The organism is Nonomuraea sp. NPDC049624, from assembly GCF_040675255.1.
Classification (GTDB): domain Bacteria; phylum Actinomycetota; class Actinomycetes; order Streptosporangiales; family Streptosporangiaceae; genus Nonomuraea.
Genome location: NZ_JBFAOR010000009.1, coordinates 374934 through 398466 on the forward strand (window position 1 = coordinate 374934; position 23533 = coordinate 398466).

At 73.4% G+C, this 23533-nt stretch carries 18 protein-coding genes; 9 read left to right on the forward strand and 9 right to left on the reverse strand.

The genetic code is table 11. The features are described from left to right. Positions 1 to 34 precede the first annotated feature (34 nt). Positions 35 to 874, forward strand: coding sequence for a hypothetical protein (locus AB0J76_RS35580; RefSeq protein WP_352330586.1), 840 nt, complete (start codon positions 35 to 37; stop codon positions 872 to 874). 43 nt (positions 875 to 917) lie between these two features. Here the strand turns inward: AB0J76_RS35580 and AB0J76_RS35585 are convergent, their stop codons facing one another. Together AB0J76_RS35585 and AB0J76_RS35590 are read right to left on the reverse strand one after the other, a co-directional pair. Next, a complete protein-coding gene (locus AB0J76_RS35585; RefSeq protein WP_352330584.1) occupies positions 918 to 2129 on the reverse strand; it encodes a cytochrome P450 in 1212 nt (403 codons plus the stop codon). Next, a complete protein-coding gene (locus AB0J76_RS35590) occupies positions 2126 to 3118 on the reverse strand; it encodes a methyltransferase (protein ID WP_364392057.1) in 993 nt (330 codons plus the stop codon). The genes AB0J76_RS35585 and AB0J76_RS35590 overlap by 4 nt, the downstream gene beginning before the upstream one ends. Positions 3119 to 3271: 153 nt before the next feature. Here AB0J76_RS35590 and AB0J76_RS35595 point away from each other — a divergent pair, with 153 nt between their 5' ends. Both AB0J76_RS35595 and AB0J76_RS35600 read left to right on the forward strand, forming a co-directional pair. Further along, positions 3272 to 4813, forward strand: coding sequence for a 4-hydroxyphenylacetate 3-hydroxylase N-terminal domain-containing protein (locus AB0J76_RS35595; RefSeq protein ID WP_352330770.1), 1542 nt, complete (start codon positions 3272 to 3274; stop codon positions 4811 to 4813). Between the two features lie 41 nt (positions 4814 to 4854). Next, positions 4855 to 6009, forward strand: coding sequence for an epoxide hydrolase family protein (locus AB0J76_RS35600; RefSeq protein ID WP_352359654.1), 1155 nt, complete (start codon positions 4855 to 4857; stop codon positions 6007 to 6009). A 62-nt stretch (positions 6010 to 6071) separates the two neighbouring features. On the opposite strand, the gene AB0J76_RS35605 is transcribed toward AB0J76_RS35600, so the two are convergent. From AB0J76_RS35605 to AB0J76_RS35615, 3 genes are read right to left on the reverse strand one after another with little or no spacing between them, the layout of a single operon-like run. Beyond that, positions 6072 to 7451: an FAD-dependent oxidoreductase gene (locus AB0J76_RS35605; RefSeq protein ID WP_364392240.1), complete on the reverse strand. Its 1380-nt coding sequence runs from the start codon at positions 7449 to 7451 to the stop codon at positions 6072 to 6074. 1 nt (position 7452) lies between these two features. Then, on the reverse strand, positions 7453 to 7854 hold the full coding sequence (locus AB0J76_RS35610; RefSeq protein ID WP_352325986.1) for an SgcJ/EcaC family oxidoreductase: 402 nt from the start codon (positions 7852 to 7854) through the stop codon (positions 7453 to 7455). A gap of 11 nt (positions 7855 to 7865) precedes the next feature. Beyond that, complete coding sequence (locus tag AB0J76_RS35615; RefSeq protein WP_352325985.1) at positions 7866 to 9041, reverse strand: acyl-CoA dehydrogenase family protein; 1176 nt, start codon at positions 9039 to 9041, stop codon at positions 7866 to 7868. 174 nt (positions 9042 to 9215) lie between these two features. Here AB0J76_RS35615 and AB0J76_RS35620 point away from each other — a divergent pair, with 174 nt between their 5' ends. Continuing rightward, positions 9216 to 10424 (forward strand): acyl-CoA dehydrogenase family protein, encoded by a 1209-nt coding sequence (locus AB0J76_RS35620; RefSeq protein ID WP_352325984.1) that lies wholly within the window; start codon positions 9216 to 9218, stop codon positions 10422 to 10424. Positions 10425 to 10533: 109 nt separating this feature from the next. On the opposite strand, the gene AB0J76_RS35625 is transcribed toward AB0J76_RS35620, so the two are convergent. From AB0J76_RS35625 to AB0J76_RS35640, 4 genes are all read right to left on the reverse strand, one after another. After that, positions 10534 to 12081, reverse strand: a complete 1548-nt coding sequence (locus tag AB0J76_RS35625) for an MFS transporter (RefSeq protein ID WP_352325983.1) — start codon at positions 12079 to 12081, stop codon at positions 10534 to 10536. 24 nt (positions 12082 to 12105) lie between these two features. Further along, positions 12106 to 13164, reverse strand: a complete 1059-nt coding sequence (locus AB0J76_RS35630; RefSeq protein ID WP_352325982.1) for a glucose-1-phosphate thymidylyltransferase — start codon at positions 13162 to 13164, stop codon at positions 12106 to 12108. Between the two features lie 73 nt (positions 13165 to 13237). Beyond that, entirely contained in the window at positions 13238 to 16303 is a 3066-nt protein-coding gene (locus AB0J76_RS35635) for a BTAD domain-containing putative transcriptional regulator (RefSeq protein WP_352325981.1), read from the reverse strand. A 215-nt stretch (positions 16304 to 16518) separates the two neighbouring features. Beyond that, on the reverse strand, positions 16519 to 16713 hold the full coding sequence (locus AB0J76_RS35640; RefSeq protein ID WP_352325980.1) for a hypothetical protein: 195 nt from the start codon (positions 16711 to 16713) through the stop codon (positions 16519 to 16521). Between the two features lie 367 nt (positions 16714 to 17080). Between AB0J76_RS35640 and AB0J76_RS35645 the strand changes: the two genes are divergently transcribed. The 5 genes from AB0J76_RS35645 to AB0J76_RS35665 all read left to right on the forward strand — a co-directional run bounded on the left by AB0J76_RS35645 (position 17081) and on the right by AB0J76_RS35665 (position 23385). Beyond that, positions 17081 to 17407: a hydroxyisourate hydrolase gene (locus AB0J76_RS35645; RefSeq protein WP_352325979.1), complete on the forward strand. Its 327-nt coding sequence runs from the start codon at positions 17081 to 17083 to the stop codon at positions 17405 to 17407. 18 nt (positions 17408 to 17425) lie between these two features. Then, the gene (locus AB0J76_RS35650; protein ID WP_352325978.1) at positions 17426 to 19195 is read left to right on the forward strand and encodes a 2-isopropylmalate synthase; all 1770 of its coding nucleotides are present in this window, start codon (positions 17426 to 17428) and stop codon (positions 19193 to 19195) included. Between the two features lie 57 nt (positions 19196 to 19252). Then, positions 19253 to 22024: an AAA family ATPase gene (locus AB0J76_RS35655; protein WP_352325976.1), complete on the forward strand. Its 2772-nt coding sequence runs from the start codon at positions 19253 to 19255 to the stop codon at positions 22022 to 22024. Between the two features lie 144 nt (positions 22025 to 22168). Beyond that, complete coding sequence (locus AB0J76_RS35660) at positions 22169 to 22357, forward strand: acyl-CoA carboxylase epsilon subunit (protein ID WP_352325975.1); 189 nt, start codon at positions 22169 to 22171, stop codon at positions 22355 to 22357. A 35-nt stretch (positions 22358 to 22392) separates the two neighbouring features. After that, positions 22393 to 23385: a DUF1702 family protein gene (locus tag AB0J76_RS35665; protein WP_352325974.1), complete on the forward strand. Its 993-nt coding sequence runs from the start codon at positions 22393 to 22395 to the stop codon at positions 23383 to 23385. Positions 23386 to 23533: the final 148 nt, after the last annotated feature.

Below are 23533 nucleotides of genomic sequence, written 5' to 3' on the forward strand. Positions count from 1 at the left end.
CTCTCAGTGAGCAGCGCAGGGAAGGGGGCCGACTGTGCGGAAGCAGCCAGGTTGCGGCGCGCCGCCGCGCTCGTCCTGCGACCGCCCGGCCGGGGCCCGGCGGCCGGCGCTCCGCGAGACGCTGTCTCTGCTGGCGGGCGAGTTCAGCGTGCGCGTGCGGGCCGCCCGGGCGGGCGGGGTGCCGGGGTGGGCCGACGGCCTGCACCTCGGCGCGCTGGCCGTGGCGGTCGTCACCGTCGCGCAGCTGCCCGTCCTGCCCTACCTCACGTACAAGGTGTGGACCGTGCTCGGGGTCGTCCTGACGGTGGCGCTCGTGCGGGGATGGACGCGGGTCGCGGCTCCTCTCGCGGCGATCGCCGCGCTGCTGACGAGCTGGCCCATCGTCCTGGGGTGGCTCCACGGCCCGGTGGTCGACGTCGGCCCGCTGTACGGCGACCTCGCGCCGGTCGCGCCCTACTGGGTGGTCGCGGCCGCGACGGCGGTGCTCGCCGTCCGGCGGGCCGGGGTGGGCCGCGCGCCGGGGGAGGGCCGACGGTGGGGCGCGACGATGCCGGCCCGGTCGCCGTGGTGGCTGGTCGTCCCGCCGGTCTGCTGGGCCTTGCAGCTCGCGCGGGTGCCGGCGTACGAGCCGGTCTGGGTCGTCGCGCGGGCCGGCGTCGAGGTGGTGGTCCTGCTGCTGGTGCTGGCCGCCACGCTGGTTGCCCGGGACGGCCGCTGGGCGCTGGCCGCCGCCGTCTTCCTGGTTCCCGGCCTGGTGTATCTGGCCGAGAATCTGCTCGTGACCGGTGTGGGCGGTTTCCTGTACTGGAGCGTGCTCACCGTTCTCGTGGCGGCCTCCTTGGCGGCGGCCCGGCGGGTGCGCGTCCAGGCGTGACCGCCGCCTGACGCCCGCACGGCGCCCTGCGGGCGTCTGGAGGTCAGGAGGTGGTGACGAGGAAGCGGTGGAGGCCGCGGCCCACCCAGCGGTCGCGGTGGTCCGGCGGCTCGGCCGCGGACAGCGCCGGGAAACGCCGCAGGAGCAGCGGCAGCGCGATGCGGGCCTCCATGCGCGACAGCGGCGCCCCCAGGCAGAAGTGCGGCCCGGCGCCGAAGCTGAGCGGCTGGACGTCCGGACGGTCCGGGTCGAAGCGGTCCGGGTCGGGGAAGCGGCGCGGATCCCGGTTGCCGGCGGCGAGCATGAGGACGACCTTCGTCCCGCCCGGCACCACGACGCCCGAGACGTCGGTCGCCGTCTCGGCCCACCGGCTGGTCGCCTGGACGGGCGCCTCGAACCGCAGGACCTCCTCCACGTACGCGGTGGCGAACCCCGGCTCCGCGCGCAGCCGCGCGGCCTGGCCCGGATGCTCGAACGCCAGCCGCAGCCCGTGCCCGAGCAGGAAGCTCGTCGTCTCGAACCCGGCGGTCAGCAGCAGCATGAGGTTGCCCACGAGCTCGTCGTGGCTGAGCCGGGTGCCGTCGTCGTGGGCGCGGACGAGCGCGGTCAGCATGTCGTCGGCGGGGTGGCGGCGGCGGTCGTCGATCAGCTCGCCGAAGTAGCCGGCCAGCTCGTCCATGGCCTTGTCGGCGATGGACAGCCTGGAGACGTTGGTGATGCCCTCCAGGGCGATCGTCAGGTCCGAGGCGACCTGACGGAACCACTTCTGGTCGTCCTCGGGCACGCCGATGAGCGCGCTGATGACGGCGATCGGCAGCCGGGAGGCGAACTCGGCGATGTAGTCGACGGGGGTGCCGCCGGCGCCGAGGTCGGCCAGCCGGTCCAGCAGCCGGTGGACCATCCGCTCGACCGACTCCTGCATGCCGGCCACCCGGGCGGGCGTGAAGCCGCTGCTGACCAGGCGCCGGGTCTGGGTGTGGCCGGGCGGGTTGCGGTACAGCATGGAGTCGGTGTAGCCGCGCAGCGAGGAGTGCGAGCGCCAGGCGGGATAGATGTGGTCGTACCCGGCGGCGTCCTGGACGCGGAGGCGGTTGTCGCGCAGCGCGCGGTTGATCTCGGCGTACCCGACGGCGACCGTGAGACCGGGACGTACCGGGACGACCGGGCCGTGGGCGCGCAGCAGCTCGTACAGCGGGTAGGGGTCGCGGCGGCCCTCGGGGGCGACCAGGGCGGCGACGATCTCGGCGGGGTTCACGGGCGTGCCACCAGCCGGACGATCCGCAGCGCGCCCGCCGGATGCACGGAGGCGACCTCCAGGCCGCACCGCGCGGCCAGGGCCCGCAGGTCGGCGACGGCGCGCTCGCGGCCGCCGTAGTAGACGAGCATGCGCAGGTCCATCCCGGTACGCGGCGACTCGCCGTCGGGGCCGAAGTCCTCCACCACGAAGACCGAGCCGTCCGGCCCGGCCGCCTCGGCGCAGCGGCCCAGGATGACGGCGGCGTCGTCGTCGCTCCAGTCGTGCAGGATCCACGACAGCAGGTAGCCGTCGGCGCCCGGCGGCAGCGGGTCGAAGAAGCTGCCCGCCACGGCCTCGCCGCGGCCGGACAGGCCGGCGGCCGCCAGCGCCGCGGCGGCGGCCCGCGCGGTGGCGGGCTGGTCGACGACCGTGCCGCGCAGCCCGGGGTGGGCGGTGAGCAGCGCGATGAGCAGGGATCCGTCGCCGCCGCCGACGTCGACGATCCGGCCGAGGCTCCCCCAGTCGTAGCCGGCCACGATGGCGGGGGCCCGGCCGGGGACCTCGGCGGCCATGCGCGCGTCGAACGCGGCGGCGCGGGCCGGGTCGGCGGCCAGGTCTTCCCAGAACGAGCGGCCGAACTGGCGGGGGAAGGCGGCCTCGCCGGTGCGCACGCTGTGCAGCAGGTGGGCGAAGGCCAGCTCGGCCCGGCCCTCCCAGCTCTCGATGTCCAGCATGGCGCGCATCCCGGCCGGGTGGTCGTCGCGCAGCTCCTCGCCGAGCGCGGTCAGCGTGTACCTGCCGTCGTCGTCCCGGCCGAGCACTCCCCTGGCGGCCAGGTAGCGCATGAGGCGCTCCAGCACGCCGGGGTCGGCGCCCACGGCGGGGGCGAGTTCGGCGCCGGTGGCCGGCGCCTTGGCGAGCCGGTCGGCGATCCTCAGCGTCGCGGCCACCCGGATCGCCATCGGGGTTCCCAGGTGGGCCAGCGCCCACAGGCGGTGCTCCGTCACGCGGTCATCGTCACACCGGGGCGCGGGCACGGGCACCTTCCAGAATGCCGCCCGCGCCCGCGCCGGCGGAACAGCGCACATCGCGAGATGGCCGCCGCGGGCGCGGGTGCCACGCTGAGGATGCACCGTGCTGCCTGCCCAGGGAGATGTCCGATGCCCGATGCCGCGCCGAAGACCCGCCCGCTCACGGGCAGCGAGTACGTCGAGAGCCTGCGTGACGATCGTGAGATCTACCTCTACGGTGACCGTGTCAAGGACGTCACCGAGCACCCGGCGTTCCACAACCCGGTGCGGATGACCGCCAGGCTCTACGACGCCCTCCACGCCGACGGCACCCGTGAGCTGCTGACCTGCCCCACCGACAGCGGCGGCGAGGGCTACACGCACCGCTTCTTCACCACCCCGCGCACGGTCGAGGACCTGGTCGCCGACCAGCGGGCCATCGCGACGTGGGCCAGGATGAGCTACGGCTGGATGGGCCGCAGCCCCGACTACAAGGCCTCCTTCCTCGGCACGCTCGGCGCCAACGCCGGCTTCTACGCGCCCTTCGACGGCAACGCCCGCCGCTGGTACCGCGAGTCGCAGGAGAAGGTGCTGTTCTGGAACCACGCGATCGTGCACCCGCCGGTCGACCGCAACCGGCCGCCGGACGAGGTCAACGACGTCTACGTGCACGTCGAGCGGGAGACCGACGCGGGGCTCGTGGTGAGCGGCGCGAAGGTGGTGGCGACCGGCTCGGCGCTGACGCACTACAACTTCATCGCCCACTACGGCCTGCCGGTCAAGAAGCGCGAGTTCGCGCTGGTGGCCACCGTGCCGATGGACGCGCAGGGCCTGAAGCTGATCTGCCGCCCGTCCTACGGCATGAACGCGGCGCTGACCGGCGGCCCGTTCGACTACCCGCTCTCCTCCCGGCTGGACGAGAACGACAGCATCCTCGTCCTGGACAAGGTGCTCATCCCCTGGGAGAACGTGTTCATCTACGGCGACCTGGGCAAGGCGCAGCTGTTCACCGGCCAGTCGGGCTTCACCGAGCGGTTCACCTTCCACGGCTGCACCCGGCTGGCGGTCAAGCTGGAGTTCATCGCCGGGCTGCTGGTCAGGGCGCTGGAGATCACCGGCACCAAGGACTTCCGCGGCGTGCAGACCCGGATCGGCGAGGTGCTGGCCTGGCGCAACCTGTTCTGGGCACTGTCGGACGCCGCCGCCCGCAACCCGGTGGAGTGGCGCAACGGCGCGCTGCTGCCCAACCCGCAGTACGGCCTGGCCTACCGCTGGTTCATGCAGATCGGCTACCCGCGGATCAAGGAGATCGTCCTTCAGGACGTGGCCAGCGGGCTCATCTACGTCAACTCCGGCGCGGCCGACTTCAAGAACCCCGACATCCGCCCGTACCTGGACAAATACCTGCGCGGCTCGGACGGCACCGACGCCGAGGGCCGCGTCAAGGTGATGAAGCTGCTGTGGGACGCGATCGGCTCGGAGTTCGGCGGCCGCCACGAGCTCTACGAGCGCAACTACGGCGGCAACCACGAGAACACCCGGGTCGAGCTGCTGTTCTCGCAGATGAACGGCGGCCAGCTCGACGAGTACGCGGCCTTCGTCGACCGCTGCCTCGGCGAGTACGACCTGGACGGCTGGACGGTGCCCGACCTGTCCTCCTTCGAGGAGCTGCGGCGCACCGGCACCGGCTGACCTGCTCGACCCACCCCTGACACGAGAAGGGCGGACCACCCATGCGTCCATTCCGCATCGACATCCCCGAGGCCGACCTGGCCGACCTGCACCGAAGGATCGACGCCACCCGCTGGCCGGACGAGCTGCCCGGCACCGGCTGGGAGCGCGGCGTGCCGCTGGGCTACCTCAAGGAGCTGGCCGACCACTGGCGGCACGGCTTCGACTGGCGGGCGGCCGAGGCCGAGCTGAACCGGCACCCGCAGTTCGTGACCGAGATCGACGGCGCCGACGTGCACTTCCTGCACGTGCGCTCGCCGGAGCCGCAGGCCGTGCCGCTGCTGCTGACGCACGGCTGGCCGGGCTCGGTCGCCGAGTTCCTGGACGTGATCGGGCCGCTCACCGACCCCCGCGCGCACGGCGGCGACCCGGCCGACGCCTTCCACCTGGTCATCCCGTCGATCCCGGGGTTCGGGTTCTCGGGGCACACCAGGGAGGCGGGCTGGCACCCGTACCGGGTGGCGCTGGCGTGGGCCGAGCTGATGCGCCGGCTGGGCTACGACCGCTACCTGGCGCAGGGCGGCGACGCGGGCGCGGTGATCTCGCTGGAGCTGGCCAGGCTGGCCCCCGAGCACGTGATCGGCGCGCACGTCAACATGCTGATGGCCTTCCCCTCGGGCGACCCGGCCGAGCTGGCCGGCCTGACGCCCGCCGAGCAGGGGCGGCTGGCCGGGCTGGCCCGGTTCGACGAGGAGCTGTCGGGCTACATGAAGCTGCAGTCCACCCGCCCGCAGACGCTGGCCTACGCGCTCACCGACTCGCCCGTGGGGCAGCTCGCCTGGATCGTGGAGAAGTTCCACGACTGGACGGACTCCGACAAGTCGCCCGAGGACGCCGTGGACCGGGATCGGATGCTGGCCAACGTGTCGATCTACTGGCTGACCGCGACCGCCGGGTCGTCGGCGCGCTTCTACTACGAGGGCGCGGCGGGGCTGAAGATGGCCGCCGAGGGCCACCGTCCGCCGCCCATCACCGTGCCCGTGGGCGTGGCGGTCTTCCCCAGGGACATCTTCGTGCCGGTGCGCCGGCTGGCCGACCGGGACATCCCGACGATCAGCCACTGGACCGAATTCGAGCGGGGCGGCCACTTCGCCGCCATGGAGCAGCCGGAGCTGCTGGTGGGCGACGTCCGCGCGTTCGCCCGCTCGCTGCGGTAGCCGTACCGGCGAAAGGGACGCCGGCGGGGATCCGCCGGCGTCCTTTCGTCGTTCGGACGGGGTCAGGACTTGAGCAGCGGCACCTGCGGACGCTGCTCGGGGGCGGCGGCCGGCGCGGTGCCGCCGCCGCTCTGGCACAGGACCCGCAGCATGAGCGCGGGCCGCATGAGCGTCTGCGGCGGGTCCACGAGCCCGGCCACCCGCATGAACGCGGCCGTGACCGCGCCATCGCGGGCCGCCGCTGCGTGCAGGCGCGCCATGTAGGCGTTGCCGATGCGCACCTTGGCGGTACGCCGCCCCTCCACCCCGGGGAAGGCGAGGTCGGCGCCGGCGGAGATGTCCCACGGGACGTCGATGACCCGCGAGATGTCCCGGAAGAAGGCCCGCCACGGCGGCACCGCGCCCGCCTGGAGGTGCCCGCGCAGGATCATCGCCTCCATGGCGGCGACGGTCATGCCCTGGCCGTAGACCGGGTTGAAGCTGCACACGCCGTCGCCCAGCACCAGCAGGCCGTCGGGGAAGGCGGGCAGGCGCTCGTAGCGGCGCCGCACGCTGGCCGGGAAGGTGAAGGTGACGCCCTCGTCGAGCGGTTCGGCGTCGCGGACGGCGTCGTAGACGTCGGGCACGGGCAGGGACTTGGCGAAGGCGAGGAAGCCCTCCAGATCGGCCGGCGGGTGGTCGCCCAGGATGCCGGTGAGGGAGAGCATGCTCATGTCGCCGGGCAGTTTGGGGAAGAACGCGCCGCGCGGGTTCGCCGGCGAGGCGACGGGGTTGATCGACAGGTCCTCGCCGTAGGGGTCGCGGCGCAGGCGGAAGTGGCGGGTGGTGTAGGCCAGGCCGATCTTGACGCGGTCCTCGTCCGGCCGGGGGAAGCCGAGCTCCTGGAGCCAGGCGGGGGTGCGCGAGCCGCGGCCCGTCGCGTCCACCAGCAGGTCGCAGGCCAGGTGCTGCTCGACGCCGTCCGTCCCGCGCACGCGGACGCCGGTGACCCGGTCGCGGGCCGGCGTCGCGGTCGGCCCGAGGATGTCGGTGCGCTCCAGGAAGCGCACGTTGGGCAGGGCCGAGACGCGGTTCCTGACCTGCTCCTCCAGGACGGGCCTGGTGGCCGAGACGCTGATCAGGCCGGTGGGGGCCGGGCGCAGCCGGCGGCCGTTGAAGTACCAGCGCAGGCTGGTGGCGAGGTCGCCGGCGGGCACCCCGTCGTCGATCATCTGCTGGGTGAGGCCGGGGAACAGCTCGTCCAGGATCTGCTGGCCGCGGGCCAGCAGGGCGTGGGCGTGGCAGCCGTGCGGCACGCCCCGGCGCGGGCCCGCCGCGCCGGTCAGCGTGTCCCGGTCCACCAGCAGGACCTCGGCGCAGTGCTCGGCGAGCACGCGCGCGGCCAGCAGCCCCGCCATGCCTCCGCCGAGCACCACCGCGCGCTGTGCGACGTGAGCGGCCATCTCAGTCACGCGGGCTGTTCTGGTAGGCGGCCAGCTTCCACTGCCCGTCACGGCGGACGGCCAGCCAGGAGGCGCGGACCGCGCGCTCGGGGGCGACCGCGCTCTCGCCGGCCGCCAGCACGCCGCCCTCGGTGGTCAGCAGGCAGACGTCCTCCGCGAGGAAGCGCAGGTCGATGGGCTGCCCGGTGACCTGGGTGCCCTGGTAAGGCCCGGCGAAGGCGTGGGTCATGAAGGCGCGGATCTCGGCCTGGCCCTTGCGGTACACGCCGGGCAGGATCATGGAGCCGTCCTCGGTGAAGACGGCGGCGAACGCCTCGGCGTCGTGGGCGGCCCAGGCGGCGATGATCTGCTGCGGCAGGGCGGCGACGGCGAGGGTCTGGTCGGGGGCCGACACGGTGGTCATGGCGATCTCCTTCAGATGTAGAGGGTGTCGGGTTCGAGGCCGCACAGAATCCGCCCGTACAGCTCGGCGTTGGTGTTGGGGTGCATGAGGGCGTGCTGGTTGACGGCGTGCACGTCGCGGGCGATGCGCTGGATGGGCACGTCGCTGTAGATGGAGGAGCCGCCGCTGGCGGTGGCCAGGATGTCGACGGCCTCCTTGGCCAGGCGGCAGACGGCGCCCATGTCGGCGCGGGCGCGTACGCGCTCTTCGATCGTCCACTGGGCGGAGCCGGCGTCCTTGGCGTCCACGGTGGCGGACAGGCGGTGGGCGTGGAACTCGGCCTGGTCGATCTTGAAGGTGGCCTCGGCGACCTGGAGGTGGGTCAGCGGGGCGGCGCTCTGGCTGGCGTACCCGGTGTAGGTGATCTTGCGGTCGGGCAGCCGCTCGAAGAAGACCTCGCGGGCGGCCTTGGCCAGGCCGAGCACGGTCCCGACCGAGGAGGCGGCGGCCACCGGCAGCAGCGGCGAGCGGTAGATCGGGGAGCCGGCGTTGGCGGCGTCGGCGTGCTGTCCCTGGAGGATCGCGCCCAGCGGCATGACCCGCGCGGCCGGGACGAACAGGTCCTGGGCCACGGTGCTGACGCTGCCGGTGCCGCGCAGGCCGGAGGTGTGCCAGTCGTCGATGACGGTCAGGTCGCTCATCGGCACCAGCGCCATGACCGGCTCGGGCTCGCTGTCCGGGCCGACGACGACGGCCACGATCTCCTGCCAGTGGCTGTGGTGGGCGCCGCTGACGAAGCCCCACTTGCCGTTGACCACGATGCCGCCCTCGGCGCGCACGGCCATCGCCGTGGGGCTGAGCGTGCCGCAGATGCGCACGTCGGGGGTGGCGAACACCTCGTCCTGGACGGCCTCGGGGAAGTGGGCCGCCATCCAGGTCGGGATCCAATAGACCGAGGCCGTCCACGCCGCCGCGCCGTCGGCGCGGCCCAGCTCGGCGGCGACCTCGACCAGGGTGCGCGTGTCCGCCTCGAAACCGCCGTAGCGGCGCGGCGTCCGCAGCCTGAAGACGCCGGCCTCGGCCAGCGCCTCGATCGTCTCCTCGTGCAGCCTGCGGTTCTCCTCCGCCCAGGCCGCGTTCCTGCGCAGGACAGGGCCTGCCTCCGTCGCGCGGCGGACGAGGTCTTCCCGCGCCGGAGCACCTGTCATCAACACCATGTCCTCCCGGGACGTCAGTCGAGACACTGCTCCCTGAACGTCCCATTCGCCGGTTGACGGGCGCATCTTCCGGCGTGCGGGATTGCCGGGCACGCACGGAGATGCGAAGGTCACCGGCGCCGGGCGAGCCTTGAGGGAAAACCCGAGACGAAGGGTTCGCGCAGCATGACAGCCGTCACCCACGCCCCCATGGCTCCGCCCGAGCCCGGGCTCACCCCCGACGAGATCGTCGCCAGGGCCGAGGCCATGGTGCCCGCCCTGGTCGAGCGCCAGGCCGAGACGGAGCGGCGCACCTACTACGCACCCGACACCCACGAGGCGTTCGCCAGGGCGGGCTTCTACCGCATCCTGGTCCCCCGCCGCTTCGGCGGCTACGAGTTCGGCGTGGAGACCTTCATGCGGGTGTCGATGACGCTCGCGCGGGGCTGCCCGTCCACCGGCTGGATGTACTCCTTCGGCGCGGCGCACACGCTGGCGGTGGCCACGCTGTTCGGCGAGCGGGCCCAGAGCGAGCTGTTCGCCTGCGGGGACTTCGTCTGCCCGGCCACGGTCGCGCCCGGCGGCTCCGCCCGTCCGGACGGCGAGGGCGGGTGGCTCCTCGACGGCACCTGGAGCTACTGCTCGGGGGCCCCGTACGCCACCCACTTCATGGGCCACGTCGTCGTGGACGGGCAGCCGATGTTGTTCGTCGCGCCGCGCGACCAGTGGCGGCGGCTGGACGACTGGGGCGGCCAGCTCGGCCTGAAGGGCAGCGGCTCGCACAGCATCGCCATGGAGGGCGGCCGCGTCCCCGGCCACCTCACGCTGCCGATCCACCTGAGCCAGGCCGTCGTCACCGGCGGCACCCCGGGCCGGGACCTGCACGGCAACCCCGAGTACGGCGGCGGCCCGCTCAGCGTCATGCTGCTCGGCAGCGCGGCCGTCGTGCTGGGCATGGCCCAGGGCGCCCTGGACGCCTACGAGGAGCTGATGCGGACCAGGACGACCATCTTCCCGCCCTTCACCACCCGCGCCGAGGACCCGGACTACCAGTTCTGGTACGGCGAGGCCGCCGGCATGCTCGCCGCCGCCGAGGCGGCCATGACGAACGCCGTCCAGCAGTGGAGCCGGACGTGCGCGGCGGGGCCTGCGGCGTTCACCAGGGAGCGGGACGTGCGCCTGGCCACCGTCAGCCGCGAGGTGGCCCGGCTGGCCTGGCGGGCCGTGGAGGGCTGCCTGTTCCCGACGGCCGGATCCAGCGCGGTCAGGGACGGCCAGCGCATGGAGCGGATCTGGCGGGACATGTCCACCACGCACAGCCACGCCGGGTTCGCGATCTACCTGGCGGCCCTGGCCAACCGGGAGCTGTCCCGCGCCCGGTTCGGCCTGGACTGAACCCGCGCACGACCAAGGCGGGCCCGGTTCCCCGGGCCCGCCTTCTCGTGCGCTCGGTGTCGTGCGCTCGGTGTCGTGCGCTCGGTGTCGTGCGCTCGGTCCCGTGGGCTCAGTCCACCAGGGCGGGCTCGCGGTCCGGCTGGTGGTGGCCGTCGTGCACGCCGGTGAAGGGCGCCACGCCGCGCAGCCGGACCAGCGCGAGCACGGCCAGCACAGCGCACAGGGCGGCGCTCGCCCACGCGACCGCGTGCAGCCCGGCGGTGAACGCCTCGCGGGCCGCGCCGAGCAGCGCCGCGCCCTGGTCGGCGGGCAGCTGCCCGGCCACGGTGACCGCGCCGGTGATGCCGTCCTGGGCGAGCGCCGGGGTGCCGGCGGGCGGGGTGAACGTGCCCCGGTAGACCGCGGTGCCGAGGCTGCCCAGGGTCGCGACGCCGAGCGCGACGCCGAACTCGCCGCCGGTGGCCACCAGCGAGGCGGCCGAACCGGCCTGCTCCGGCGGGCTGGTGCTCATCGCCACCTGGTTGATCATGCCGCCGACCGGCCCGACGCCGAAGTAGCACACGCCCAGGAAGACGATCAGCGCGGTCACCGCGCCCACGACGACCTGGGTGAGCAGCAGCTGCCCGACGACCGCGATCACCATCCCGCCGCCCAGCAGGTACGCCGGCCGCACCCGGCCGGCCAGCCGCGGGGTGAGGTTGATCGAGACGATGAGCGCGACGGCCGGGCCCAGCAGCCACAGCCCCGCCTCCAGCGGCGACATGCCCTCGACCGTCTGCAGAAACAGCGCGACCTCCATCCCGGTCCCGGTCTGCAGCGCCCCGCACAGCAGCCCGATCAGCACCGCGGCGGTGAACGCGCGGTGGCGGAACAGCCGCACGTCCAGCAGCGGGTGGGCCAGCGCGCGCTGCCGGTGCACGAACACCGCCCCCACCAGCAGCCCGGCGGCGACGGCGACGGCCGGACCGGCGCCCCAGCCGTCGCGGGCGACCGCCTTGAGCCCGTAGATCACCGGCAGGATCGCCGCCAGCGACAGCACGACGCTGACCAGGTCGATCCGGCCGCCGGCGGGATCGCGGAACTCCGGCAGCAGCGGGGCCGCGGCCAGCAGCAGGAGCATGACCGGCACGCCCATCAGGAAGACCGACCCCCACCAGAAGCGCTCCAGCAGCGCGCCGCCGACCACCGGGCCAAGCGCGATGCCCAGCATGAACGCCGTGCCCCAGGCGGCCATGGCCAGGCCGAACTGCCGGGGGTCGCGGAACATGACGCCGATCAGGGACAGCGTCGAGGGCAGCAGCGTGGCCCCGGCGACGCCGAGCAGCGCGCGGGCCACGATCAGCATCTCGGGGCTGGTGGAGAAGGCGGCCAGGAGCGAGAGCAGGCCGAAGGCCGCGCCCCCGGCCAGCAGCAGCCGCCGGCGGCCGATCCGGTCGCCGAGCGAGCCCATGGTGACCAGGAAGCCGGCGGTCATGAAGCCGTAGATGTCGGTGATCCACAGTTGCTGGGTGGCGTCCGCGCCCAGGTCGGCGCTGAGGTGCGGCAAGGCCAGGAACAGCACGCTGATGTCCAGGGCCACGAGCATCGTGGGCAGGAACAGCGCCACCAGCCCGAGCCACTCTTTCCGCCCCGCGCGCGGGGCGCCGTCGTCGGTCACGTCCTCACTCCTTGTTCCCTGGGTTCATGTGGTCAGCTCGATCCGCGTGTGGTCGCCGACCACGAGACGGTGGTCGCTGCGGCCGGGAGCGACGGTGGTGTAGCGCCCGATGAGCGAGCCGCGCAGGCCGCTGGCGGCCACGATGGAGGCGCCGTCGAGCACGATGGAGTCGGACAGGCGGGTGGAGCGCACCACGCAGTCGCGTCCGATGGAGGTGCCGGGCCCGATGTGGCTGTCCACGATCAGGGTGTCCGGGCCGATGATCGCCGGTCCCTCGACGACGGAGGCCACCACCCGCGCGCCGGGGCCGAGCACGACGTCGCCGCGCACCAGGCTGGCGGCGTCCACGTGGCCGGCGATGTCGCGGGCGAGCCGGGCCAGCAGCCGCCGGTTGCACTCCAGGACGTCATCCACGCGGCCGGCGTCGCTCCAGTAGCCGCGGTAGAGGCTCGCCCGCACCTCCTGGCCGGAGGTCAGCAGCCACTGGACGGCGTCGGTGATCTCCAGCTCGCCCCGCCGTCCGGGGACGATGCGGTCCACCGCCTCGTGGACGGCCGGGGTGAAGAAGTAGACGCCGGTCATGACCAGGTCGCTGCGCGGCTGCTCCGGCTTCTCCACCACCCGCAGCACCGCGCCGGTCTCGTCGGTCTCGACGACGCCGAACGGCCGGGGGTCGGCCACCCGGTGCACCACGATCTGGGCGGCCGGGCGCAACGCGTGGAACTCCTCGGCGATCGGGCCGATGCCGTCGGCCAGGACGCAGTCGCCGAGGTACATGACGAAGTCGTCGCCGCCGAGGAAGGGTCGCGCCAGCTTGACGCAGTGGGCCAGCCCCAGCGGGCGGAGCTGGCGGATGTAGGTGACGCGCGTCCCGAACCGCGAGCCGTCGCCGACGACCTCGGCGATCTGCGCCTCCCTGTCGCCGACCACGAGGCCGATCTCGGTCACGCCGAGCGCGCGCAGGCTCTCCAGCACGTGCTCCAGGACCGGTTTGTTGGCGATCGGGATGAGCTGCTTCGGCATGGAGTGGCTCAAGGGACGCATGCGGGTGCCGGACCCGCCGGACAGCACCAGAGCCTTCATGCTCGCCAGAATCCCAACGGCGGGCCCCCGCGGGCATCTCTGACAGTGCGCGATGACGGCGAAGAAGGGCTTGTCAGCCGATGCCCTCCACCAGCCCGGCGGCCGACGACAGGTTGTCGCGCAGCCGCTGACCGGCCCGTTCGTCGACCGTGTCGGCCAGTTCGTGCACCCGCGACAACGCCCGTTCGGCCGCGCTGGCGTCGCCGAGGGCGACCAGCACCTCGCTCAGCATCGTGAGCGTCTGCGCCTCGAACAGCGGCGCGCGCATCTGGCGGAACAGCGTGACCGCCTTGCGCAGGCGGCCGATCGCGTCGCCCGGCTCGTTCGCGGTGACGGCCAGCTCGCCCAGCCCGGCCAGGGCGTGCGCCTCGGCCAGGCGGTGGCGGGCGGTCTCGGCCACGGCCAGCGCCCGGCGCAGCAGGTCGCCGGCCTCCCGCAGGCGTCCCCTGCGCAGGTGGGCGATGCCGAGGCCGTGCAGGGCGAAGGACTCGCCGACGGTGTCGCCGATCTCCTCCACCAGCGTGAGCGCCTCCTCGAACGCGCCGGCCGCCAGCGCGAACTCCTCGGCCTGCAGGTGCACCCGGCCCATCCGGTGCAGGATCTGGGAGATGATGCGCCGGCTGCCGCCGCTCTTGCCGCGGACCAGCGCCTCCGCCAGCATGATCTTGGCGTCGTCGATGTCGCCGCACTCCGACCGGATGGCGGCCAGGTTGTCCAGCGTGTGCGCGGCCGAGATCTGGTCGCCGATGTCGGTGAAGATGGCCAGCGCCTGTTCCAGGTGCGTCGCGGCGGCGTCGAGCTGGCCGTTCATGCGTTCCAGGAACGCCAGGTTCCGCCGGGACCGGGCGATCTGCACGACGTTGCCGGTCTTCTCGAACAGCGTCAGGGCGGCCTCGAAGTCGCGTCTGGCCTCGCCGAAGTGCTGCTCGGTCTGGGCCAGCGTGCCGCGCACGCACAACATCTCGGCCTGGCCGCGCTCGTCGCCCGCCCGGCGGGCGGCCTCCAGGGCGATCTCCTGGATCTCGCGCCAGTCGTCGAGGTAGACGTGCAGCTCGAAGAAGGGCTCGGCGTTCATCGCGGTGCGCCAGCACAGCTCCACGAACCCGGCCTGGGCGGCCTGGCGGATGCCGGCCAGCAGCACGTGGCGCTCGCGTTCGAACCAGCCGATCGGGTCGGCGACCAGCCGCTCGACCAGCTCGGCCGGCAGCGGCGAGTCGGAGCCGGGCCGCAGGTGGGGGCCGGCGGGCGGGCCGTACTCACGCGTCCTGGCCGTCTCGGTGAGGCGGTGCAGCGCGTCGAGCACGCGGGCCAGCGCCGCGCTGCGCTCGGCGGGCGGCTCCTCGGCGGCCAGGCGTTCGTGGGCGTAGACGCGGATGAGGTCGTGGAAGCGGTACTGGACGTTGACGTTCCTGCCGACGCCGGCGACCTCGATGAGCTGGGCGTCGACCAGGTCGTCGAAGAGGTCCTGGGCGTCGGCCAGCGGCCGGTCGAGCAGGGCGGCGCCGGTCCAGGCGGAGAAGATGTGCGAGTGCAGGATGGCCAGCCGGCGGAACAGGCGGCGGGCGTGCTCGGTGAGCGCGTCGTAGGTGAGCGACAGGCTGGCCCTGATGCCCATGTCGCCGTGCTTGAGCTCGTCGAGCCGGCGGGCCTCGTCGCCGAGCCGGTCCACGAGCTGCTCCACGGCCCAGTGGGGGCGCGAGGCCAGGCGGGCGCCGGCGATGCGCAGCGCGAGCGGCAGGAAGCAGCACAGCTCGGCCAGGGCGGCGGCCGACTCCGGCTCGGCCCGTACGCGCTCGGCCCCGGCGATGCGGGACAGCAGCTCGACGGACTGGGCGGCGTCGAAGAGGTCGACGTCCACGTGGGTGGCGCCGGCCAGGCCGCCGAGCCGGGTCCGGCTGGTGGTGATGACGGCCGAGGTCGGGCTGCCGGGTAACAGCGGCAGCACCTGGCTCTCGGCGGCCGCGTCGTCGAGCACGATCAGCATCCTGCGGTCGGCCAGCAGCATGCGGTACAGCTCGGCCCGCTCGCCGAGGGTGTCGGGCAGCGCCGTCCCCTGCACGCCGCAGGCCCGCAGGAACCGGTCGAGCACCTGCATCGGGTGGACCGGGCGCGAGACGCCGCCGTGCAGGTCGGCGAAGAGCTGCCCGTCGGGGAAGTGGGTGGCGACGCTGTGCGCGGCGTGCACGGCGATCGTGGTCTTGCCGATCCCGGCCCGCCCGGCGACGGCGATGACGGGCACGGCGAAGCGGCCGTCCCCGGCCAGGGGGACGGTCACCCGCTGCCTGATGACGTCGAGCTGGGCCTGCCGCCCGATGAAGTCGGCGATGTCGGAGGGGAGCATGCCGGGCACCGCGGGCGGACGGGCGGGCGGCTCGGCCTGGGCCGCCGCGGGGGGCGGCTGCGCCTCCAGGCTCTCGTCGGAGGTGAGGATGGCCGATTCGAGCTGCTGGAGCCGTTCGTTGGGCTCGATGCCCAGCTCCTCGACGATCACCCGCCGGGCGTCGCGGTAGACCTGGAGCGCCTCGGCCTGCCGTCCTGAGCGGTAGAGGGCGACCATGAGCTGGGCGGCCAGTCCCTCCCTGAGCGGGTGTTCCTGGACCAGCGCGGCCAGCTCGCCGACGAGCTCGTGGTGGCGGCCGAGGTCCAGTTCGAGCTGCACGCAGTCCTCGTTCGCGGTGACGCGCTGCTCGGCGACCCCGCTGGCCAGCGCCTGCACGGCCCTGCTGTCGATGCCGTCGAAAGCCGGGCCGCGCCACAACGCCAGCGCCTCGCGGTAGTGCTGGATGGCCTCGGGGAACAGACGTCCGTCGCGAGCCTTGCGGGCCCGGCTCACCAGGCTCTCGAAACGGCGTGCGTCGATCGCGTCGGCGGGGGCGCGCAACATGTAGCCCTGCCGGGTGGTGACGATCATCTCGGGGTGGCCGTGGGCGCTGAACAGGCGCCTGAGCGCGGAGATGCAGATCTGCACCTGCGCGCGCGACGTCGCCGGGGGGTCCTCGTCGTAGATCGCCTCGACGAGGCGGTCCAGAGTGACCGAGTGATTGGCGTTCAGGATCAGGACGGCGAGGACGATCTGCTGCCGCGCCCCGCCGAGATCGAGCTGTCTCTCGCTCGCAGTTACCTCGAGCGCACCCAACACGCGAAACTCCACCCGCATCCCCTCACACAAATCATCGCCCTCGGTCAAAGATCTTTCCCGACGCGACCGGAATGCGGGCGTGATTGCCATGATGAGTGGCGTAACTGGTGCTTACCCCTCAAAAGTTTCTGCCATGGTTGGGTGGATGGTACAACGCCCTTGGGTATGTGGCCAGTTTTGGAGCGTTTCAGGGTGATCCGTGTTGCCTGTCACCGTCAGCGCTGAAAGGCACCCTCGATCAGGCCCCACGGCCAGTCCATCGTGCCGTTGACGGTGTCGTGCTGGCCGGCGGACGGAACGGCGTGCGCGGGGGCCGGTGCGGCGGCGACGGCGGCGAAGCCGGCCAGCGCGGCGAGCAGCAGGGCGAGGGTGAGACGGACGCGGGCGGTGATGGCGGTGGTCGCGGTCATTTCGATCTACCTCCGGTGATTACCGCGGTTCTCGTCCGCGGCTTCGGAAATGACGCTCACACGACCCGCAATTCGCGCTTTATCCATCTTCTTTTCACCGGACATCAGTGCACGTTGGACGCTGTGCACCCCCACCCCCGCACCCGCCGGCGATAGCGGGGATAGCGCGAAATAAGGCGGCCGCCTCTTTTCGCGATCGGCGGCGATCGGACGGCGATAGCACGGCGATAGCGGCCGGAGGTCCGGCGGATAGGCGGCGGCGCAAGCCTTGGGCGCGAGCCCGGGCGGCGCGACCTGTCGCCGTCCGGGTGGCCATGTGCGCGGACGGCCCGCGCGGACCACTCGGAGAGGTTCGATGGGAATAGCGGTGCAAGCCCAGGACGCGGTCTACGGCCGGGGTGCGGCTGACCTGCACGTACGCCTGGACCATGACGCCGACGGGCATTGGGTGCTCGAAGCCGAGACCCGTACGGATCAGGACGGATCGGTCAGCGAGTGGGCCGATCGCCCGCTCGACCGTGGCCTGTACCGCATCGTGTTCGCCACCGACCCGTACTTCGTCGGGCTCGGGCTGCGGCCGGCGTATCCGGAGATCGTCGTCACCTTCCGCATGGTGGACGAGACCGCCGTGAACCACATCGTCGTGCTGATCTCGCCGCATTTCTCGACCGTCTATTTCGGATCGCTCAGCTGAGGGACAGTGAGGCCGGACATGAAGATCAGCCGCTATCGACCCTTCCCCAGGATGCCGCTCGGCGACCGCGCCTGGCCGGACGCCGAGCTCACCGCGCCGCCGCGCTGGTTGTCCACCGACCTGCGGGACGGCAACCAGGCGCTGCCCAGGCCCATGGACCCCAGCCGCAAGCTGGTGCTGTTCGACCTGCTGGTGGGCATGGGCTACAAGGAGATCGAGGTCGGCTTCCCGGCGGCGAGCCAGGACGACTACGACTTCGTCCGGCTCCTGGTCGAGCGCGACCTCATCCCGGACGACGTGTGCGTGACCGTGCTGACCCAGGCGCGCGACGAGCTGATCGAGCGCACGGTGGAGAGCGTGAGCGGGGCGCCCAGGGCGACGATCCACCTCTACAACGCGACCTCTCCGCTGGCCCGGCGGCTGGTGTTCGGGATGAACCGGGACGAGTGCAAGGACCTGGCGGTCCAGGGAACCCGACTGGTCATGAAATATGCCGATAAATTACTCGAAGAGGGTGATGTTCGGTTTCAGTACTCGCCTGAGCATTTCCACGACACCGAGCCGGACTTCGCGCTGGAGGTCTGCGCGGCCGTCATGGACGTCTGGCAGCCGGGCCCCGACCGGCCGATCATCCTGAACTTCCCCACGACCGTCGAGCGCTCGACGCCCAACGTGTTCGCCGACCAGATGGAGTGGCTGCACCGCAACCTGCCGCACCGCGAGCACGTCTGCCTGTCGGTGCACACGCACAACGACCGCGGCACCGGGGTCGCGGCGGCCGAGCTGGCGATGCTGGCCGGCGTCCAGCGCGTCGAGGGCTGCCTGTTCGGCAACGGGGAGCGGGCGGGGAACGTCTGCCTGGTCACGCTGGGCCTGAACCTGGCCACCCAGGGCGTCGACCCCGGCATCGACTTCTCCGATCTCGACCGGGTGCGGCGCGTCGTCGAGGAGTGCACCGGGCTCGCGGTGCCGCCGCGCCACCCGTACGGGGGCGACCTGGTGTTCACCGCCTTCTCCGGCGGGCACCAGGACGCGATCAAGAAGGCGTTCGACGCCATGGACCGGGAGGCGGCCCGTACCGGGAACGATCCGGCGGGGCTGCCGTGGGAGGTGCCGTACCTGCCGGTGGACCCGCGGGACGTGGGGCGCACGTACGAGGCGGTGGTCCGGGTGACCAGCCAGTCGGGCAAGGCGGGCCCGGCGTACCTGCTGAACGCCCGGTACGGCATCACGCTGCCGCGCGGGCTGCAGATCGAGCTGGGCCGGGCCGTCCAGGCGATGGCCGAGGCCGGGCGCGGCGAGGTCGAGCCGGAGCGCATCAGGCGGCTGTTCGAGCAGGAGTACCTGACCCCCGGCGACCCCGCCGACCTGCCCGGCGACCTCGCCGGGACGGTGGCCACGCTGCACGTCGACGGCGGCGCGTACGGGCAGGCCCGATCGGACACGGCGGCGGCGTTGCGCACGGCGCTGGAGGCCGCCGGCGTCCGGGTCCGGGCCGTGCACCACCTCGACGGCGCGGCCGGCGCGGCCGGCGGCGAGGTGACCGTCTACGCCCGGTGCGGCCTGGACGGCGGCACGGCGTGGGGCGCCGGCGCCGCGCCCGACGCGGCCGCCGCGGCCCTGGCCGCCTTGGGCACGGCCGTGGCCCGCGCCCGCCGCGCCCACCCGCCGGCCACCGCACCCGCCACCGCACCCGCCACCGCGCCCACCACTGCCCCCGAGCTGCCCCTTCCCGAGCCCGGACGCCGGCGCGCGGCCAGGAACCGGCGGCTGATGGCGGGACGATAGAGATCGAATACCACCCCGGCCTAGCGTGAGCGCAACACGACATGTGGGGAGACGGCCATGACTCTCATCGAACGGCAGGAGGAGATGTCCTGCCTGGAGTCGCTCGTCGCCAACGCCATCCTCGGCCGTGGACGGGTCGCGCTGGTCAGCGGGCCCGCCGGGACGGGCAAGAGCGCGCTGCTGCGCGCGTTGTCCGAGCAGGCCATAGAGCTGGGCGCGCTCGCGGTGACGGCGACAGGATCGCGCATGGAGCAGGACCTGCAGCTGGGCCTGCTCCGCCAGCTCATCCAGGACGCCCCCTTGGTCGAGGAGGAGCGCGAGCGCTCGGAGAAACTGCTGGCGGAGGGCGTGCGGACGGCGACCGCGGCGCACGCCGACGCCGAGCGGCTGCTCGACCCGCAGGTCGTGCACGCCCTCGTCACGGTGCTGCTCGACCTGTCCGAACGTTGCCCGCTGGTGGTCGTCGTGGACGACGTGCACCACGCCGACCGCACGTCCCTGCTGTGCCTGGCCTACCTGGCGCGGCGGGTGCGCAACGCCCGGATCGTGGCGGTGTTCGCGCTCAACGACCGGCAGGGCACGGACGGCCCGCTGGAGACCGACCTGCTGCGGCTGCCGCACTGCCTGCGCCTGCAGCTCGCCCCGCTCTCCCGCAGGGGCGTGGCCGCGCTGGTGGCGGGCCAGGTGGGGCTCAGCGCGACCGAGCGGTTCGCCGAGGAGTGGCACACGATCAGCGGCGGCAACCCGCTGCTGGCCGGCGAGCTGGCCGCCGACTACCGCCAGCACCTGCGGGCCGTGGAGGAGCCGCCGCGTGAGCTGGTCGTCGGCGACCGGTTCGTCCGGGCGGTCGAGACGTGCCTGCGGCGCAGCCACCCGCGTACCGTCCGGGTGGCGCAGGGCCTGGCCGTGCTCGGCGAGGCCGACGGGCTGGCCGAGATGCTCGAACTGCCCGCGGTCGACGTCAGCAGGGAGCTGCTCACGATCGGCGCGACCGGCCTGCTGCGCGGCGGCGGCTACCGGCACGAGGCGGTGCGCTCGGCGGTGCTGGCCGGCATGGACCTGCCGGAGCGCAAGGAGCTGTACCGCCGCGCCGCCGAGCTGGCCTACACGCGCGGCGTGCGGCCCGGCGTGGTCGCCGACCGCCTGCTCCAGGCCGCCAGGGTCGAGGCGCCGTGGGTGGTGCCGACGCTGGAGGAGGCCGCGCTGGCCGCGCTGCGCAAGGGCGAGGTGGAGTCGGCGGTGGCCTACCTGAAGCTGGCCTGGCGCGAGTGCACCGACGAGCTCCAGCGCTCCAAGCTGATGACCATGCTCGTCCGCGCCGAGTGGCGGATCAACCCGGCCACCCCCGCCGGGCACCTGGACCAGCTCACCGAGGCGCTGCAGAAGGGCAGCCTGCACGGCAGCGACGCCGTCGTGCTGGCCCGCGCGCTGCTGTGGCACGGCCGCTTCGAGGACGCCCGCGACGTGCTGGAGCAGCTCAACCAGGAGGCGTCGGCGTCCGACCACGCGACGCTGGCCGAGCTGGTCGTGGCGCAGCTCTGGCTGCGGGTGACCTGCCCGCCGCTGGCCGCCTACGTGGCCAACCCGCCGCGCGAGCACATCCTGGCCGGCATGGTGTCGGTCGCCGTCAACCGGCGGCTGGAGTCCACGCTCGCCCTGGCCGAGGTGCTCACCCACGGCCCGCGCGAGCACAACCTCGACGCCGTCGAGCGCATCCTGGAGGGCGAGCGGCTGGACGAGATGTCCCTGGACGTCGTGGAGAACTCGCTGCTCGCCCTCACCTACGCCGGACGCTGCGAGCGCGCGGCGCCGCTGTGCGACCTGTTCGGCGACGAGGCGGCGGCCCGGCAGGCGCCGAGCCGCCGGGCCCGGCTGGCGGCCATCCGGGCCGAGATCGCGATCCGCCAGGGCGACATGCCCGCCGCCGAGCGGCACGCCCGCATCGCGCTGGACACGATCCCGATGAGCAGCTGGGGCGTGGCCATCGGCGGCCCGCTGGCCAGCCTGGTCATCGCGCTGACCGCGATGGGCCGGCACGAGGCCGTGCGCGACCCGCTGGACCGGCCGGTCGCCGAGGCCATGTTCCAGACCCGCTACGGCCTGCACTACCTGTACGCCCGCGGCCGCTACAACCTGGCCGGCGAGTCGTTCGTGGCCGCCCTGCACGACTTCCTGCGCTGCGGCGAGCTGGTGACGGCCTGGGGCCTGAACAACCCGGCGCTGATCCCCTGGCAGGCCGACGCGGCCGAGGCGTGCCTGCGGATGGGCCAGACCGAGGAGGCCAGGGAGCTGATCAAGGCCCACCTGGACGGCTGCGGCCCCGGCGCCTACCGGGGACGCGGCATCGGGATGCGGCTCAAGGCGGCCGTCTCCGAGCCGGCCCGCCGTCCGGCGCTGCTGCGCCAGGCGGTGGAGTACCTCCAGCTCGCCGGCGACCGGTACGAGCTGGCCAGGGCGCTGTTCGACCTGGTGGAGGCGTACGAGGCGCTGGGCGAGTTCCGGCGGGCCCGGACGGTCGCCGGACGGGCGCAGGCGGCGGCCCTGGAGTGCGGGGCCGAGCCGATGATCGGCGCGCTCAGCCGGGCGGCGGACGGGGACGGCGCGCCGTCCCCCCTGCCGGGCGACCTGATCGGCGTGCTGAGCGTCGGCGAGCGCCGGGTCGCCGCGCTGGCGGCGGCCGGTTACAGCAACCGCGAGATCGCGGCCAAGCTCTACATCACGATCAGCACCGTCGAGCAGCACCTGACCCGCACCTACCGCAAGCTGAACATCCGCCGCCGGGCCGACCTCCCGCTCGTGGTGGAGTTCGACGACACCGCCCAGTCCTGACCGCCCAGTCCTGACCCGGGGCCCGCCCGCTCCGGCGCGGCGTCCGCCGCCGGATCGGGTTCACCCGTGCGCACCTGTACTCCCGGGGGCACCGGGCATGCAGGAAGTTGCGGCCGCGCGGGCCCGCGGGCGAGCGTCGAAGGCATGGAACTCACCGTGGTGCGGGGGCAGGCGACCCCCGAGGAACTCGAAGCGGTCGTCGCGGCGGTCTTCCGCCGCCTGGCCGAGGCGGCCGAGCGCGAGGCGTCGGCGTGGGCAGACCCGTCCGTACTGGTGCGCAGCCCGCTGGCCGGCGGTGGCGGCGACTGGCGGCTGGCGGCCTGGGCGAGCTGACCCGGGTCTTCACGGTACTGGAGGAGGAGCACACCATGTCGTCTCTGCTCGGTTCGCTGCGCCGGCTCGTGCTGGCGCCATCCCTGGCCGACGTGACCTTCGGCGCACGCGGCTTCCCCGTCGTCCCCTCGGCGCTCACCGGCCGCCTGGAGGCCATCCCGCAGGCCGTCGTGTGCGGCTTCGAGTGGGGCATCGACGTCCGCGACCAGTGGGAGATCGAGCGCCGGCTGTCCCTGGTGGACGTCGAGCAGCGCGGCTTCGCCTACGAGGGCGCGACGATGGCCTTCACCGTGCTGGACGCCATGGGCGGCGGGCGCGGGCGGCGGACCCGGGACCTGCTCATGGGCCCGGGGCAGCCGCACATCTTCCTGGCCTACATCGGCATCGGCTTCGCCATGGCCCGGCTGCCGCGGGTGTTGTGGAAGAAGGTGCTGCCGGACCTGGACGGCACCCCGTACCACCCGGTGATGAGCTGGCTGGCCGTGGACGGGTACGGCTTCGACCTGGCCTACTTCCACACCCGCCGGTACGTCGACGGGCAGCAGGTGCCGGCCCCCTACCCCTGGCAGGGCGACGCGGCCTACTTCCCGCGCGCCGTGGACCAGGGCGTCGGCCGGGCGTTGTGGTTCGTCCACGGCGGCAGGCCGGCCGACGTGGCCGCGGCGGTGCGCGCGTTCGCGCCGGGGCGGCAGGCGGACCTGTGGAGCGGGGTCGGGCTGGCGGCCACGTTCGCCGGCTGCGCGGCGGGCGCGGCGGCGGTGCTGCGCGAGGAGGCCGGGGAGCACCGGGGCGAGCTGGCCCAGGGCTCGGTGTTCGCGACCAAGGCCCGGCACTGGTCGGGCTTCGTCCCGGAGCATTCGGCGGCCACGGGCGCGGTGCTGACGGGGCTCGACGTGGCCGGCGCGGTGGCGCTGGCCGACGACAGCGAAGTCGCCGCGGGCACGTCGGAACGCGTCCCGGATTACGAGCTGTGGCGCGGCAGGGTGCGCGCGCATTTCGCGGCCGAGGCCGAGCTCCCGGCCCGCTGAGCGTTTCCCGGAATAAGCACGACATTCGCTTTCGCACGCCCAAAAATGAGCCTCCGAGCTGAGCAAAGCCGAAGTTGTCCGGCCACCGGACGGCATGTGTCAATGAAATTGGATTGTTCGGGCTATAAGCGGCGGAGGCTCAATTGGC